This window comes from Pseudomonas sp. 1L-B-1-E-C1, from assembly GCF_057291835.1.
The window spans coordinates 1-16,264 of record NZ_JBXAWN010000009.1 but is presented as its reverse complement, the minus strand read 5'-3'; the positions used below and the strand labels follow the sequence as shown (position 1 = coordinate 16,264).

The following is a 16,264-nucleotide window of genomic DNA, read 5'->3' as shown; positions in this document are numbered from 1 at the left end:
TGATGGCCCGTAGGCGCTTACAGGTATGGAGGGATGTCATGCCGCTGGGGTTCAGTTTTTCTGCTGCACGGTTACAGCATCGGTTTGCCGCCGGTGACGCCGTAGCGCTGGCCGGTGATGTAGCTGGCTTCGTCGGAGGCCAGCAGCACGTAAATCGGTGCGACTTCCACCGGTTGGCCCGGACGGCCGAGCGGGGTGCTGCCGCCGAAGTTCTGCACTTCTTCGTCAGGCATGGTCGAGACGATCAGCGGCGTCCAGATCGGGCCGGGCGCGACGCTGTTGACGCGAATTTCCTTCGGCCCGAGCATCTGCGCCAGGCCACCGGTGAAGTTGGCGATAGCGCCTTTGGTGGTGGCATAGGCCAGCAGGGTTGGCTTGGGCATGTCCGAGTTGACCGAGCTGGTGTTGATGATCGACGAACCGGGGCGCATGTGTTTGATCGCCGCCTGGCAGATCCTGAACATGGCGGTGATGTTGACGTCGAAGGTCATCACCCATTCGTCATCGGGGATTTCTTCGAAGTTCTCGTGGGTCATCTGGAACGCGGCGTTGTTGACCAGTATGTCGATGCGGCCGAAGCGCTCGACGGTCTTGTCGACCAGCGCCTGGCACTGGGCTTTCTCGGCAATATCGCCCGGCAGCAAGATGCACTGACGCCCGGCCTGTTCGACCCAGCGTGCGGTTTCCTTGGCGTCTTCGTGTTCATTCAGATAAGCCACGGCGACATCGGCGCCCTCACGGGCGAAGGCGATCGCCACCGCGCGACCAATGCCGCTGTCGGCACCAGTGATCAGCGCGATCTTGCCGGCGAGGCGGCCGGAACCAACGTAGCTTTGCTCACCGCAGTCTGGATACGGTTCCATCTTGCGTTGCGAGCCGGGTACCGGTTGGGCTTGTTTCGGGAAGGGTGGTTTTGGATAGTCAGTCATCGCAGGGTCTCCTGATTTCAAGGCCAGTGTTCCGGGTTGACCCGGCGGGTTTGCCTTGAGTTCGATCGGATTTGCGCTGGATTTTGATTGGCTATGCAAAATCAATGTGGGAGCGAGCCTGCTCGCGAAAGCGGTGTGTCAGACGATAAATGTGTCGGCTGACACACCGCTTTCGCGAGCAGGCTCGCTCCCACAGGGGATCATTTATATAGGGAAATCTCGGCCCGAATCAGATATTGCGGTTGATCAAAGCCTGCTCCATCCGCGCAATCCCTTCTTCCAGCAACGCTCGTGGGCAGCCGAAGTTCAGGCGCACGAATTGCTGATGCTGATCACCAAAATCCAGTCCGGCACTCAGCCCGACCTTGCCCTGTTCAAGGAAGAACCGCTGCGGGTCGGGCAGGTCCAGCGCCGTGCAATCGAGCCACGCCAGATAGGTGCCCTGTGGCACATTGATGCTCACGCCCGGCAGGCGCGTGCGCACGGCGTCCACCAGCCAGTCGCGGTTGCCCTGCAGATAGGTTTTCAATTCGGCGAGCCACGGCCCGGCTTCGCTGTAGGCGACGCGGGTGGCTTCCATGCCCAGCGGGTTGACGCTGTCGACCATGCCGCAGCGCGCGTGGTTGACGCGTTCGCGCAGGGCGGCGTCCTGAATGATCATGAACGAGGTTTTGAGGCCGGCGATGTTGTAGGCCTTGCTCGCCGACATCAGGGTGATCGTGCGTTTGGAAATCTCCGGGCTCAGCGAGGCGGTGGGAATGTGCACGCGGCCGTCGAAACACAGCTCGGCGTGGATTTCGTCGGAGATGATCCACGCGTCCTGCGCTGCGCAGATGTCTGCGATGGCCTGCAATTCCTCGCGGTCGAAGACCTTGCCGATCGGGTTGTGCGGGTTGCTCAACAGCAGGGCACCGCCGCCGATCAGCGATTCACGTAGTACGTCCAGCGGCGTGGCGTAAGTGCCATCGGCCTGGGCGTTGAATTCCAGCTCGATTTTGTTCAGACCCCAATGCCCCGGCGCATGGCGGAGCGGCGGGTAGTTCGGCACTTGCACGACGACATTCTGTTGCGCCTGCACCAAGGCCTTGAGCGCCATGTTGAAGCCGGATTCCACGCCCGGCAGGAAGATCAGCTCCTGCGGTTTGACCCGCCATGCGTACTTGTTCCACAAGTCAGCGACGATGGCTTCACGCAGGTTGTCCTGCGCGACGCTGTAACCGAGCAATGGATGCAGCAGCCGTTGTTGCAAGGCTTCGATGATGACCGGCGGCGCGGCAAAATCCATGTCAGCAACCCACATCGGCAACACATCGGCCGGGTAGCGGCTCCACTTGGTGCTGCCGGTGTGGTGGCGGTCGAACAGCTGGTCAAAATCGAAAGTCATGCGCGGTCTCGTCAAGGCGGGATTGGTCCTGGTGGACATTCTATGCGCAACGCCATCTGTGTGGGAGCGAGCCTGCTCGCGAATACGTCGGGTCAGGCAGCAACGAGTTGAATGACCCACCGCTTTCGCGAGCAGGCTCGCTCCCACAGGGGGGGTGTACTGGCTGGAAATCCGGGCCAGATACCCGACGGTCGGTTTTCACACAATCGGCAAGGTCTTTGTCTACAGTCAAAAGGTCAGCGCCGTCGCGCTGCAACCGTGATTGTCCAGATAAAGCCCGGCGCAATTACCGGGTTCCACCTGATCAGGAGTGCACGATGGATCTCAGCCGTCGTCAGTTCTTCAAGGTCGCCGGTATCGGCCTTGCAGGCTCAAGCCTGGGCGCGTTGGGCATGGCCCCGACGGCGGCCTTCGCCGAGCAGGTGCGTCACTTCAAGCTCGCCCACACCCGTGAAACCCGCAACACCTGCCCGTATTGCTCGGTCGGTTGCGGCTTGATCATGTACAGCCAGGGCGATGCCGGCAAGAACGTGGCGCAAAACATCATTCACATCGAAGGCGACGCCGACCACCCGGTCAATCGCGGCACCCTGTGCCCGAAAGGCGCGGGCCTGCTCGATTTCATTCACAGCCCCGGCCGCTTGCAGTACCCGCAGGTGCGCAAGCCCGGCAGCAATGAATGGACGCGCATCGGCTGGGACGAAGCCCTCGATCGCATCGCCGACCTGATGAAGGCCGACCGCGACGCCAACTTCATCGAGAAAAATGACAACGGGCAAACGGTGAATCGCTGGCTGACCACCGGGTTCCTCGCGGCGTCGGCGGCCTCCAATGAAGCGGGCTACATCACCCAGAAGGTGATTCGCAGCCTCGGCCTGCTGGGGTTCGATAACCAGGCGCGTGTCTGACACGGCCCGACGGTGGCAAGTCTTGCCCCGACGTACGGCCGTGGTGCCATGACCAACACCTGGACCGATATCGCCAACGCGAATCTGATCCTGGTGATGGGCGGCAACGCAGCAGAAGCGCATCCGTGCGGCTTCAAATGGGTGACCGAGGCCAAAGCGCATAACGCCGCGCGGCTGATCGTGGTTGACCCGCGTTTTACCCGGACCGCTTCGGTGGCCGACTATTACGCGCCGATTCGCACCGGTACCGACATCGCCTTCATGGGTGGGTTGATCAATTACCTGCTGACCGAGGACAAGATCCAGCACGAATACGTGCGCAATTACACCGACGTGTCGTTCATCGTCAAAGCCGGCTATGGCTTCGAAGACGGCCTGTTCAGCGGTTATGACGCGGAAAAACGCAGCTATACCGACAAGTCCGGCTGGGGCTACGAGTTCGCCGAGGACGGTTTCGTCCGCGTCGACCCGACCCTGCAAGACCCGCGCTGCGTCTATCAGCTGATGAAGCAGCATTACAGCCGCTACAACATCGACCTGGCCAGCCAGATCTGCGGCATGCCGGTCGACGCCATGCAGAAAATCTGGGAAGAGATCGCCACTTGCTCGACACCGGGCAAGACCATGACGATTCTCTATGCGCTCGGCTGGACGCAGCACTCGATCGGCGCGCAGATCATCCGCAGCGCGGCGATGGTGCAACTGTTGCTGGGCAACGTCGGCATGCCCGGCGGCGGAGTCAATGCCTTGCGCGGGCATTCGAACATTCAGGGCCTGACCGACCTCGGCCTGCTATCCAACGCCTTGCCCGGCTATCTCACACTGGCCAGCGACAGCGAGCAGGACTACGGCCAGTTCATCTTCAAACGCACGCAGGTTCCGCTCAGACCGGGGCAGCTCTCGTACTGGCAGAACTACAGCAAATTCCACGTCAGCCTGATGAAATCCTGGTACGGCGCCAACGCCACCGCCGAGAACAACTGGCTGTTCGACCATTTGCCCAAGCTCGACATCCCCAATTACGACGTGCTGAAAATGTTCGACCTGATGAGCCAGGGCAAGGTCAACGGCTACTTCTGTCAGGGGTTCAATCCGATCGCTGCCTTACCGGACAAGAACCGGGTGATGGGCGCACTGGCCAAGCTCAAATGGCTGGTGGTGATGGACCCGCTGGCCACGGAGACTTCGGAGTTCTGGCAAAACGTCGGACCGTACAACGACGTCAAAACCGAGGAAATCCAGACCGAAGTGATTCGCCTGCCGACCACTTGTTTTGCCGAAGAGGACGGCTCGCTGGTCAACAGCAGTCGCTGGCTGCAATGGCACTGGAAAGGCGCCGACGGTCCGGGCGAAGCGCAGACCGACATCCGCATCATGAGCGAATTGTTCCTGCGCCTGCGCCAGCGCTATCAGACCGAGGGCGGCAAGTTTCCCGATCCGCTGTTGAAGCTGTCGTGGCCATACAAGATCCCCGACGAGCCTTCGCCGGAAGAGCTGGCGCGGGAAATCAACGGCACCGCGGTCAGCGATTTCACCGATGCCAGCGGCGTCACGGTCAAGGCCGGCACGCAACTGGCCGGCTTCGGTTTGCTCAAGGACGACGGCAGCACCGCGTCCGGTTGCTGGATCTTCGCTGGCAGCTGGACCGAGGCCGGTAACCAGATGGCCCGGCGCGACAACGCCGATCCGTTCGGCATGCACCAACATCAGGGCTGGGCCTGGGCGTGGCCGGCCAATCGGCGGATTCTCTACAACCGCGCTTCTTCGGACCCGGCCGGCAAACCGTGGGACCCGAAAAAGCGTCTGGTGTGGTGGAACGGCAAGACCTGGACCGGCACCGACGTGCCGGACTACAAGGCCGACGTGCCGCCGGAAGCCGGGATGAACCCGTTCATCATGAACCCCGAAGGCGTGGCGCGATTCTTCGCCGTCGACAAGATGAACGAAGGTCCATTCCCCGAGCACTACGAGCCGTTCGAAACGCCGATCGGCATCAATCCGCTGCACCCGCAGAACAAGAAGGCCACCAGCAACCCGGCGGCGCGGATCTTCGATTCGGTCTGGGAAACCCTCGGCGAAGCCAAGGACTTCCCGTATGCCGGCACCAGCTACCGGCTCACCGAGCATTTCCACTTCTGGAGCAAGCATTGCAAGTTGAACGCGATTGCCCAGCCCGAGCAGTTCGTCGAAATCGGCGAAGTGCTGGCGAACGAGAAGGGCATCGCTGCCGGTGATCGCGTGCGGGTCAGCTGCAAGCGCGGCTTTATCGAAGCGGTCGCGGTGGTGACCAAACGCATCCGGCCGCTGCAGGTCAACGGCCAGGTCGTGCATCAGATCGGCATCCCGCTGCACTGGGGATTCACCGGCCTGACGCGCCACGGTTACCTGACCAACACCCTGGTGCCGTTCCTCGGCGATGGCAACACTCAGACCCCGGAATCCAAGTCATTCCTGGTCAACGTGGAGAAACTGTAATGGCCAGCCAAGACATCATTGCCCGCTCGGCCACCACCACCGTGCCGCCGTCGGTGAGGACTCAGCAGGGCGTGGCCAAGCTGATCGACACCACCAAATGCATCGGCTGCAAGGCCTGCCAGGTTGCCTGCTCGGAATGGAACGAGCTGCGCGACGAGGTCGGTCACAACCATGGCACCTATGACAATCCGCAGGACCTGACGGCGGACTCATGGACGCTGATGCGCTTCACCGAGCACGAAACCGACGCCGGCAACCTCGAATGGCTGATCCGCAAGGACGGCTGCATGCACTGCGCCGAACCCGGTTGTCTGGCCGCGTGCCCGAGCCCGGGCGCGATCATTCAGCATGCCAACGGCATCGTCGACTTTGATCAGGACCACTGCATCGGTTGCGGCTATTGCATCACCGGTTGTCCGTTCAACATCCCGCGCATTTCGCAAAAGGATCACAAGGCCTACAAATGCACGCTGTGTTCTGATCGGGTGGCGGTGGGGCTGGAGCCGGCCTGCGTGAAAACCTGCCCGACCGGCGCCATCGTTTTCGGCACCAAGGAGGACATGAAAGAGCACGCCGCCGAACGCATCGTCGATCTGAAAAGCCGTGGTTTTGAAAACGCCGGTCTGTACGACCCGGCCGGGGTCGGCGGCACCCACGTCATGTACGTGCTGCATCATGCCGACACGCCAAAAATCTACGCCGGGCTGCCGGATCACCCGGCGATCAGTCCGCTGGTGGATTTGTGGAAAGGCATCAGCAAACCCCTCGGCCTGCTGGCGATGGGTGCGGCGGTGCTGGCCGGGTTCTTCCACTATGTGCGCATCGGCCCGAACCGTGTTGAAGAGGATGAACACCCGACGCCTGCCGATACCTCGGTGCACGTGGTCGACCCGGCGGTGCACACCTTCGATCCACGCGGGGAGGAGCGGCCATGAGCAACAAGACGATCCTGCGTTACAGCGCCAACCAGCGCAGCAATCACTGGCTGGTGGCGATCCTGTTCTTCATGGCCGGGCTGTCCGGGCTGGCGCTGTTTCATCCTTCACTGTTCTGGCTGAGTAATCTGTTTGGCGGCGGCACTTGGACACGGATCCTGCACCCGTACATGGGCATCGCCATGTTCGTGCTGTTTCTCGGCCTGGTGTTCAGCTTCTGGCGCACCAACTTCTTTATCGCCAATGACCGCCAGTGGCTGCGGCGGATCAACCGGGTGATGGTCAACGACGAAGAAAGCGTGCCGCCGGTGGGCAAATACAACGCCGGGCAGAAGCTGCTGTTCTGGACTTTACTGCTGTGCATGCTCGCGTTGCTGTTCACCGGGCTGGTGATCTGGCGCGCGTGGTTCAGCGCGTACTTCGGCATTACCACCATCCGCTGGGCGATGCTGCTGCATGCGCTGGCCGGGTTCGTGCTGGTGCTGAGCATTATCGTGCACATCTACGCCGGCTTGTGGATCAAGGGATCGGTCGACGCCATGTTGCATGGCTGGGTCAGCCGGCCGTGGGCGAGAAAACACCATGAACTGTGGTACCGCGAGGTGACCCGCGACGAACAGCCTCGGGACCTGCCCGAGCGACCGCTGACGAAAAAGGGCTGACTTTTGCCAAGCATTCTTGAACCTGGGGAAATCGAGGCGGCGGCCAGTTCGCCGCCATTTCTGTACTTGCCACCGCGTAACCTGTTTGCCCTGCGCGCCGAGCGTCTCGAGCGTCTGGCCGAGGGCAATGGGTTGGCGGATTATCTGCGGCTGATGGCCGGATTGTGCCGGACGCAGCAACAGGTGTTCGACGATCCGCCGCTCACCGCGCCGTTTGATGCGCAGCGTTTCGAAGCCTGTCAGCAACACGGTCTGCCACCATTCGCGGCAGATACCTTGGTGCGCGAAGATGCCTGGCAGCCGTGGCTCGACGCCTTGCTGCAACGCTATGCGCCCGGCGATCAGCCTGCGGTCATCGACGCGCTGGACACGCTGCGCACCGCCAGTCCCGGCCAATTGCGCGCATGGGCGGTGGCGTTGGTCAGCGGTCAGTATTCGCTGGTACCGGCGGCGCTGGTGCCGTTTCTCGGCGCCGCGCTGCAAACCGCATGGAGCCACTGGCTGCTCAGCGTGCCGCAACTGCAACTCAAACCCGGCGACAGCCTCAGCCAATGCCCGGCCTGCGGTTCGCCGGCCATGGCCGGGGTGATTCGCCATCGCGGCAAGCACAACGGTTTGCGTTATCTGGTGTGCTCGCTGTGCGCCTGCGAATGGCATGTGGTGCGGGTCAAGTGCGTGTATTGCGAACAGAGCAAGGGCCTCGAGTACCTGAGCCAGGAAGACGACCGGCACAGCGCCGAGCAGGCGCCACTGCGCGCTGAAGTCTGCCCGAGCTGCAACAGTTACCTGAAATTGCTCTACCTGGAGAACGACGCCGAGGCCGAGGCATTGTCAGCGGATCTCGGCAGTTTGCTGCTGGACATGCGTCTGGCCCAGGACGGCTATCAGCGTCTGGCACCCAATCTCCTGTTGGCGCCGGGAGACGAATGACGAGAGTAAAACTGTGGGAGTTCCAAGCTCCCACAGATGTTGTGCCAGACCACAAAGCCCGGTCAGCCACAAATCCCCTGTAGGAGTGAGCCTGCTCGCGATGGCGGTGGGTCAGTCACGAAGGAGTTGGCTGACAAGACGCCATCGCGAGCAGGCTCACTCCTACACTGTTTTGTGGTGACCACCAATCTTCATTCCACGCCGAATCCCTGTGGGAGCGAGCTTGCTCGCGAAGGCGGCGTTTCAGTCACATCATCTTTGACTGACTTACCGCATTCGCCAGCAAGCTCGCTCCCACTGTGCGTCTACACTTCTGAAACCCTTGTGGGAGGGAGCTTGTTCCCGAAGGGGCTGTTTCAGTCGAATCAGGAGTGGCTGATGTCTTCCAGTGTTGCCCTGCGGTTGCCGTCCATTGACGGGTTGTTGCGTCACCCGGCGTGCGCGCCGTTGGCCGAGCGTTACGGCCGGGATTCGTTGCTGACTGGCCTGCGTCAGTTGCTCGATGAGCTGCGTCCCGGCGTGTTGAGCGGGCAATTGTCTGCCATTGAAATCGGCGCCGAAGTCCTCGCCGGCCGCGTCGGCGAACGCTTGGCGCAACAGCAGCGCAGTCAGGTTCGCCGGGTGTTCAATCTCACCGGCACGGTGCTGCACACCAATCTCGGCCGCGCCTTGCTGCCCGAAGAAGCCATCGAAGCGGTGCAGATGGCCGCACGTTATCCGCTCAATCTGGAGTTCGATCTGGCCAGCGGCAAGCGCGGTGATCGCGATGACCTGGTCGAAGGCCTGATCCGCGAATTGACCGGCGCCGAAGCCGTGACAGTGGTCAACAACAACGCCGCTGCCGTACTGCTCACCCTCAACAGCCTCGGCGCGCGCAAGGAAGGCATCATCTCCCGCGGTGAACTGATCGAGATCGGCGGCGCCTTCCGCATCCCCGATATCATGGCCCGCGCCGGCGTGCGCCTGCATGAAGTCGGCACCACCAACCGCACCCACGCCCGTGACTACGAAGCGGCCATTGGCCCGCGCAGCGGTTTGATCATGCGCGTGCACGCCAGCAATTACAGCATCGAAGGTTTCACTGCACGGGTGCCAACCGCAGAGCTGGCCGAGCTGGCGCACGCCCATGGCTTGCCGTTGCTCGAGGATCTGGGCAGCGGCAGCCTGCTCGAATTGACCCGCTGGAGTTTGCCGGCAGAACCGACGGTGCGGCAGGCGTTGCTGGATGGTGCGGACATCGTCACTTTTAGCGGCGACAAATTGCTCGGCGGCCCGCAGGCCGGGTTGATTGTCGGGCGCAAAGAGCTGATCGCGAAGATCAAGAAGAATCCATTGAAGCGCGCGCTGCGGGTCGACAAGCTGACCTTGGCGGCGCTGGAAGCGGTGCTCGGGTTGTATCGCGATCCTGATCGCCTCGCTGAACGTCTGCCGAGTCTGCAGCTGTTGACCCGTCCGCAAGCCGACATCTTCGCTCAGGCTTTACGCTTGCAGCCCTTGCTGGCTGAAATCCTGGGATCGGTCTGGCAGGTCAATGCGATCGAGGCCTTGGGCATGATCGGCAGCGGCAGCCAACCCGTGGCGCGTCTGCCGAGCGCGGCGCTGTGTTGTCGCCCGCAGGTGTCCAAGCGCTGGCGCGGGCGTTATCTGCTCAATCTCGAAGCGGCGTTGCGCGGTTTGCCGATCCCGGTGCTCGGGCGTATCGACGACGACTCGCTGTGGCTGGATCTGCGTCAGCTCGACGATGAACCGGCGTGGCTGGCGCAGTTGCCGCAATTGCAGGTCGACCAGTGATCGTCGGCACGGCGGGGCACATCGACCACGGCAAGACCTCGCTGTTGCAGGCGTTGACCGGGCAAACCGGCGACCGCCGCCCGCAGGAGCGCGAACGCGGCATGACCATCGACCTCGGTTATCTCTACGCCGAGCTCGAGGCGGACACTGGGTTGACCGGCTTCATCGACGTGCCGGGGCACGAAAAATTCACCCACAACATGCTTGCCGGCGCGCAGGGCATCGATCTGGTGTTGCTGGTGGTCGCGGCCGACGACGGCGTGATGCCGCAGACCCGCGAGCATCTGGCGATCGTCGAGCTGCTCGGCATTCCCCGCGCGTTGGTGGCGATCACCAAGTGCGACCGCGCCGGACCGGGCAGGGTGGAAGAGGTGCAGCGCCAGGTACTCGATCTGCTCGCGCCCGGGCCGTTTGCCGAGGCGCCGATGTTCACCGTGTCGAGTGTGAGTGGGCAGGGTGTCGACGAACTGCGGGCGGCGTTGTTGCAGGCGCAAAAAGAAGTGCAGGCGCGCGGTTGCGAGGGCGGCTTTCGCTTGGCGATTGATCGTGCATTTAGCGTAGCTGGTGCGGGGATTGTGGTCACGGGCACCGCGCTGTCGGGCACGGTGGCGGTGGGCGACAAACTGCTTCTGGCACCTGCCGGCAAATCGGTACGCATCCGTGGACTGCACGCGCAAAACCAGGCCGCTGAACGGGCATTCGCCGGCCAACGCGTGGCGCTGAACCTCAGCGGCGAGCGTCTGGAACTGGCGCAGATCCACCGTGGCCAATGGCTGCTGGCGGACTGGCTGCACGCCCCGACCCAGCGCATCGACATTGACTTTCAGCTGTTGCCCGGCGAGCGCACCTTCGAACACTTTCACCCGGTGCATCTGCACCTCGGCACCCAGGACGTCATCGCCCGCGTCGCCTTGTTGCAAGGCCCACGCCTGAGCCCGGGCGAACGGATGTTCGCGCAACTGCTGATCAACGCACCGGTGCACGCGGTGAAGGCCGATCGCCTGATCCTGCGCGACGCCAGCGCCCAGCGCACCCTTGGCGGCGGCGTGGCCCTTGACCCGTTCGCCCCCGCCCGCCAGCGCCGCAGCCCCGAACGTCTGGCGCAACTGCAAACCCTGGCCCTCAGCGTCAGCCTCGAACAGGCCCTGCCAGCACTGCTCAACCACAGCCCCGGCGGCCTCGACCCACAACGCCTCGAACGTCAGTTCAATCGCCCGCGCGCGCAGTGGTCGCTGGCAGAGAACATCCGCCTGATCGACACCCGCCAAGGCCCGCTGCTGTTCAACGTACAGCGCTGGGGGCAGTTGAAATTCACCTTGCTCGAGCAACTGGCCCGATTCCACGAACAGGAACCCGACCAGATGGGGCCTGACCGCGATCGCCTGCGACGCTTCAGCGCGCTGGCACTGGAACGCTCGACCTTCATCAGCCTGCTCGACGAACTGCTCCACGCCGGCTCGATCCTCGCCAGCGGTCCCTGGCTGCACCTACCCGATCATCAAGTGCGCCTGAATGCCGACGACGAAATCCTCTGGCACGGATTACAACCGCTGTTCGAACAGGCCGGTTTCGATCCACCCTGGGTGCGCGACGCCGCAAAAATGCTCGGCGAAGAAGACGCCAGCGTCCGCCTGCTGCTGCGCAAACTCGCACGGCTGGGCCTGATGCACCAGGTGGTGCGCGACCTGTTCATCAGCGACATCGCCCTGCGGCAAATGGCGGCGCTGCTGCTGAAAATCGCCGAAGAAAATCCCGCGATCCAGGTGACAACCTTCCGCGATGCGCTAGGCTTGGGACGCAAACGCTGTATTCAGTATCTGGAATATTTTGATCGCGTCGGCCTGACCCGACGCCTCGGCGAATCCCGCCAGATCCGCCCCGACAACGCGCTGGCTAACGCCTGCGCGCCATGAGTTCAGGAAGACAATCGCGCCCGGTGGCGCGGCCGGGCTTCAAACCCGGTTGGGGACGGCATCCGTTCCCGGGCAGGTTCGACTCCGGCTGTCTTCCGCCAGATTTTCCTCCGGATCTCCCTGGTCCAGTGTGGGAGCGAGCCTGCTCGCGAAAGCGGTGTACCAGTCGACATCCCAGCGACTGGCCTAGCGCCTTCGCGAGCAGGCTCGCTCCCACATTTGGAATGCGGTCAAACTGTGGGAGCGAGCCTGCTCGCGAAGGGGCCGGTATAAACAGCCAATCACTCAGCCTTGCTTCATTACTGCGGCAACTCCAGATTATCCAGCACCCGACTCCCCGCCAGTTCCCCGAGCGTGATCAACTGCGCGATGCCCATCAGCGGGCGCCGCTTTTTACGGTTTTAGTAATCCATTTTTATATCGTCAATCCGAATGTCGTATTGCAAATCTATGCTTATTACAAATCGTTTTATATCCGTACCGTAAAAGACCACATTGTGTAGGGGTGTTTTGCCCAAGTAGGCCCCTTTGGAGTCGTAAAAATCGACCTGTCCGGTCCCACCCGATTTGCTCAGTAGAATCATTGAGCAAGGTCTGTGGTTTTTGAGTACCACTTGGACTTTAATCTGTCTTAGCACGCCCCCATTTGATTTCAACGCCAGGAGTGTAGTCGCACCAGTATTAAGAATACTCGTCACTATTTGATCGTTTGGCAGAGGCCAAGTCAGCGTAATGAGTGGTGTTGAGTACGGAGTGTTTTGAGGAAGAACGCCGGGTTCACAGTTTTCAAAGTCTTCAATATCAAAATTAACTACTTCGATTGTGTATAGTTCCGAGGCCTTACCGGAACCATACAATGCCTTGGCGGTAAAGCTGTGATATTCCTCAGCCAGGTTATCGGCGGTCAGCGTCCAGCTACCGCTTGTAGCATCTGCGGTTGCCTGACCTTTAGACGTCGCGCCGTCGAATATCTCTACTTTCTGGCCTTTGGCGGCAACCCCGTAGAGAATTACAGCCGTCTCTCCCGTCCGCCCTCCGTGGGGGATATGCCTTCCGGTCAGCAAGCCCTTCACCAAGATAATCTCCGGTTTCACATCCTCCACAGCCTTGATCGTGTATCGCCTGATCGGAAAAGTCACCGCTTTGCTTTCATCCTTACTGCCATCGAAACCGACCTTGAACTCGATCCGCAACCTGGCGCCGTTGGCCAATGCCTTTAGCTCGGTCACCGGAGTGTTCGGGTACATGCCACCGGACACTCCTTCGGGCGGTACTTGGTCACCGCTGTAGGTCACGCTGATCGGCGTTGGGTTGCCTTCCATAAAATAACGCAACCAGATCGTTGCCTTCACACTGATAAACAGCCAGGCGGCAATGCGTGTCTTGGCATTGGCCGGCAGGGTGATGACGTCCAGTTCGGTCGTGGTATTGGCATTGATGATTGGATTAGGTAGCAGCTCATGTTCATTCGGTATTGTCTGCACATTCAAGGCAAACTCTTCAGACTTGGTCGGTGTGCCGTTGCGGGTCACGGTGTAGAACACAGTCACCGGCTTGCCCAGGTTGAAGGCCACCACTTTGTTGGGGATGGGGATCTCCTTGGGGCCCACTGTTCCGACGTCCACCGCTGTCGAGGTGTGTGAACCCTCGGCCGGGGTGCCGGCCGCGCCGGTCCAGGTGACGCTGAACTTGTCGGTGGTGGCCATGCCGGTATAGTGCGGCACCAACACGGTCAGGCGGTCTTTGGCCGCAAACGGGTTCAGGCTGTTGCCGGCGGCTTCCTTGATCGAAGGTTTGATTGGAATTGTGGTGAAAGTCCGTATTCCCGATTCTTGTTTATCACCATATAACGCCTTCATTTTGAAACTGTGGGCGCCCAAGTTCAGATTTATAACCCGCAGTTCCCATTTGCCTGTTGCGGTATCGGCAGTCGCTTTACCTTTTGAGATTGCACCGTCGAATGCTTCGATTTGCTGACCCTTGGCAGCGATCCCGGACAGCGTTACGGCGGTCTCTACTGTGTTGCCGCTCTGCGGAATCTCATTGCCGCTTGGCGAACCCTTCACTGAGGTCAGCGTAGGTGCGTTGGCTGCGGCCACGGTCAACGTCCTGACCGCCGACACCGGCTCCGTGCCATACAACGCCTTGGCCGTGAAGTTGTGGACTGTCAGGCTCAGGCCTTTCACTGCCAGTTCCCACTTGCCAGTGGAGCCACTCACCTGCGCTGTGCCTTTCGACGTCGCCCCATCAAAAATCTCGACATGCAGCCGTGACGTCGCGGTGCCGGTAAGCTTGATGTTGGGGTCGACGGTAACGGTGTTATTGGGTATTTCCACTCCTGTGGAGTCCTGCACTGAGGTAATGACAGGGGTCAGTACGCTTGAATACGTGAATGTTCTGCCGACTGATTCCTGGCCGGTGCCATAATCCGCTTTGGCCTTGAATGTGCGAGTTCCAATGGCTTCCAGCGTGACGGTATGTTTCCAGGTGCCGGTGCTGTCGACGGGGTGTTTGCCCTTTGACGCGGCGCCTTCGAATATCTCGACCTGCTGATTGCGCGCGGCGGAACCGGTCAAGGTCACGACGGGATCGACCGTACCACCGCTGTGCACAATTTCTGCGCCTTTGGAGTCTTTCACCGAGGTGATGACCGGTTTCACATCTTCCACAGCCTTGATCGTATAAACCTTCACCGGCCCGACAATCGCGTCCGCTTCGACCTGACTCGGTGTCAGGGCCATTTTGTAATGCAGTTCCAGATCCGAACCGTGCCGCAGGTCCTTCAGATAACTGTAGGGAATGATCTGCTCATATGTTCCCTTGTCGATCCAGATCGGATTGACCGCGGCGCCCGGCACTTTCCACAGCACATGATTGTGCTCGCCCCCTTGAGCATTCTTGCCCTTGAACACCAGCCAGACGGGGTGACCAGCCTCTATAAACGCCCACACCCCGGCGCGGAGTGTGCCGCCCGCCGTGACCTTGTCCAGATCCAGTTCATTGCCATCCGCCTCGACGATGCTGAGCTTGTCCAGCTCCGCAGCGGGCAGCGGTGTGACCGTTACCGTGAGCGGTAGCGACGGGATTTTGCTCGTTCCCTGCGTCACTTCGTACTGGAGCGTGAAGGTCTTCGCCGCATTGCCGATGTTGGCGGCAATCGCTGTGGCAGGAAGCAGGAACTCGACACTGCCGCCCGCCACCCCTGGCTTGGGCGCGATGGCCGGAGAGCCCAAGCCAGGCGTACCGGTCATGGTCAGTTGAATGCTGTGTGTGTCGTTCATGCCGGTGTAGGCCACGATGACCCGGCCACCGGTTTGCGCATTGAGCGGTGCCAAAGTCACCGTGGCGCCACTGCCTTGCGCTTGCGGCATCTGCGGCAATGGCAAAGGATTTTCCAGTGCGGCACCAATACGCAACGGCAACGTATGCGAACGCCCCAACGTCACGCCGCCGCGCTGGATATCGTAGTCGACCTGTACCGAGCCCTTGTCGTTGGCGGTTACATACTGTTTGGCAATGGTGATCCGCACAGGTTTGCCGGCGGTGGTTGGGATCAGATCGACATGACCACTGAGGCTGCCGCCCGTTGCCGAACCGCGCCATTGGTACTTGAGCCGGTCTTTGTCCCGAGTGCCGAGGTGCGTTAACACGAGGGTTGCGCCGGCTGGCGGTACGTTGTCGGGAATGAGCACGTCATCGACGGCTTCTTCGACTTCCGGACGTTCGAAGGTCGGTAGTGCGACACCGACCTGCATGATGAAAGGCAGTGATTTGCGTACGCTCATCAACCCTGTTTCGGTGTTGGTGACCACGTAATACACCTGGACGCTCAGGCCATTGAACCGCTGGATCTGGACATTGCTCACGCTGCGCACGATGGGTTGGTGTTCGGGGACGTCGCCGGCCGTGCGCGGGTCGTCGTAATAAACGGTAGTCCCGTCAGGTGCCTGAGCAGTCCAGACCAGATCCACCAGATTGCTGGAATTGCGGCCGGGGTACCATGGAATCAGCACGTTGGCCCACTCCGTGTCAGGGGGCAAGGTGCCGCCGGGCGCTTCATTGACGGTTGGCGCGCGCAACTGACTGATTTCGCCGAGGACGTTGACGCTGACATTTTTCGACGGGCGATCTTCCTCATTCTCGCGAATGCGTACATAGCCGCACGTGGCGCTACCTTTAGCGATGGCGGCGACCGAGGCATTGGGAATCTTGAAATCAAAATGAAAGGGCAGCTCTGTCACTGTCTCGGTCAGCGGCCCGACGATGATTTGCGGTCCCTGTGCAGGCGTGCCGAACCAGGTCAGCCTGATTTTATCGCCCACGGCGAAATCGTCTTT

General features: G+C 61.1%; 9 protein-coding genes, 1 tRNA gene and 1 pseudogene. 7 read left to right on the top strand and 4 right to left on the bottom strand.

Annotation, left to right across the window (positions count from 1 at the left end):
* Positions 1–71: 71 nt before the first annotated feature.
* Positions 72–929 carry a glucose 1-dehydrogenase gene (locus AC0Z4S_RS16585; RefSeq protein ID WP_016774822.1) on the bottom strand — a complete coding sequence of 286 codons (858 nt, stop codon included), beginning with the start codon at positions 927–929 and terminating at the stop codon, positions 72–74.
* A 229-nt stretch (positions 930–1,158) separates the two neighbouring features.
* Positions 1,159–2,313, bottom strand: a complete 1,155-nt coding sequence (locus AC0Z4S_RS16580; RefSeq protein WP_485623781.1) for a MalY/PatB family protein — start codon at positions 2,311–2,313, stop codon at positions 1,159–1,161.
* A gap of 317 nt (positions 2,314–2,630) precedes the next feature.
* Between AC0Z4S_RS16580 and fdnG the strand changes: the two genes are divergently transcribed.
* The 7 genes from fdnG to AC0Z4S_RS16545 all read left to right on the top strand — a co-directional run bounded on the left by fdnG (position 2,631) and on the right by AC0Z4S_RS16545 (position 12,028).
* Positions 2,631–5,696 carry a formate dehydrogenase-N subunit alpha gene (gene fdnG / locus AC0Z4S_RS16575; protein ID WP_485623780.1) on the top strand — a complete coding sequence of 1,022 codons (3,066 nt, stop codon included), beginning with the start codon at positions 2,631–2,633 and terminating at the stop codon, positions 5,694–5,696.
* Positions 5,696–6,631 (top strand): formate dehydrogenase subunit beta, encoded by a 936-nt coding sequence (fdxH, locus tag AC0Z4S_RS16570; RefSeq protein ID WP_485623779.1) that lies wholly within the window; start codon positions 5,696–5,698, stop codon positions 6,629–6,631. The genes fdnG and fdxH overlap by 1 nt, the downstream gene beginning before the upstream one ends.
* Positions 6,628–7,293 carry a formate dehydrogenase subunit gamma gene (locus AC0Z4S_RS16565; RefSeq protein WP_485623778.1) on the top strand — a complete coding sequence of 222 codons (666 nt, stop codon included), beginning with the start codon at positions 6,628–6,630 and terminating at the stop codon, positions 7,291–7,293. Before fdxH ends, AC0Z4S_RS16565 begins: the two co-directional genes overlap by 4 nt.
* A 3-nt stretch (positions 7,294–7,296) precedes the next feature.
* Complete coding sequence (fdhE, locus tag AC0Z4S_RS16560; protein ID WP_485623777.1) at positions 7,297–8,223, top strand: formate dehydrogenase accessory protein FdhE; 927 nt, start codon at positions 7,297–7,299, stop codon at positions 8,221–8,223.
* 378 nt (positions 8,224–8,601) lie between these two features.
* Complete coding sequence (selA, locus tag AC0Z4S_RS16555) at positions 8,602–10,014, top strand: L-seryl-tRNA(Sec) selenium transferase (RefSeq protein ID WP_485623776.1); 1,413 nt, start codon at positions 8,602–8,604, stop codon at positions 10,012–10,014.
* A complete protein-coding gene (gene selB, locus AC0Z4S_RS16550; protein WP_485623980.1) occupies positions 10,011–11,927 on the top strand; it encodes a selenocysteine-specific translation elongation factor in 1,917 nt (638 codons plus the stop codon). The genes selA and selB overlap by 4 nt, the downstream gene beginning before the upstream one ends.
* A gap of 5 nt (positions 11,928–11,932) precedes the next feature.
* Positions 11,933–12,028: transfer RNA gene (locus AC0Z4S_RS16545), tRNA-Sec, on the top strand.
* 198 nt (positions 12,029–12,226) lie between these two features.
* Here the strand turns inward: AC0Z4S_RS16545 and AC0Z4S_RS16540 are convergent.
* Together AC0Z4S_RS16540 and AC0Z4S_RS16535 are read right to left on the bottom strand one after the other, a co-directional pair.
* A pseudogene (locus tag AC0Z4S_RS16540) lies at positions 12,227–12,319 on the bottom strand (DUF6124 family protein); the annotation flags it as partial.
* Positions 12,320–12,328: 9 nt separating this feature from the next.
* A complete protein-coding gene (locus tag AC0Z4S_RS16535) occupies positions 12,329–16,249 on the bottom strand; it encodes a hypothetical protein (RefSeq protein ID WP_485623775.1) in 3,921 nt (1,306 codons plus the stop codon).
* Positions 16,250–16,264: the final 15 nt, after the last annotated feature.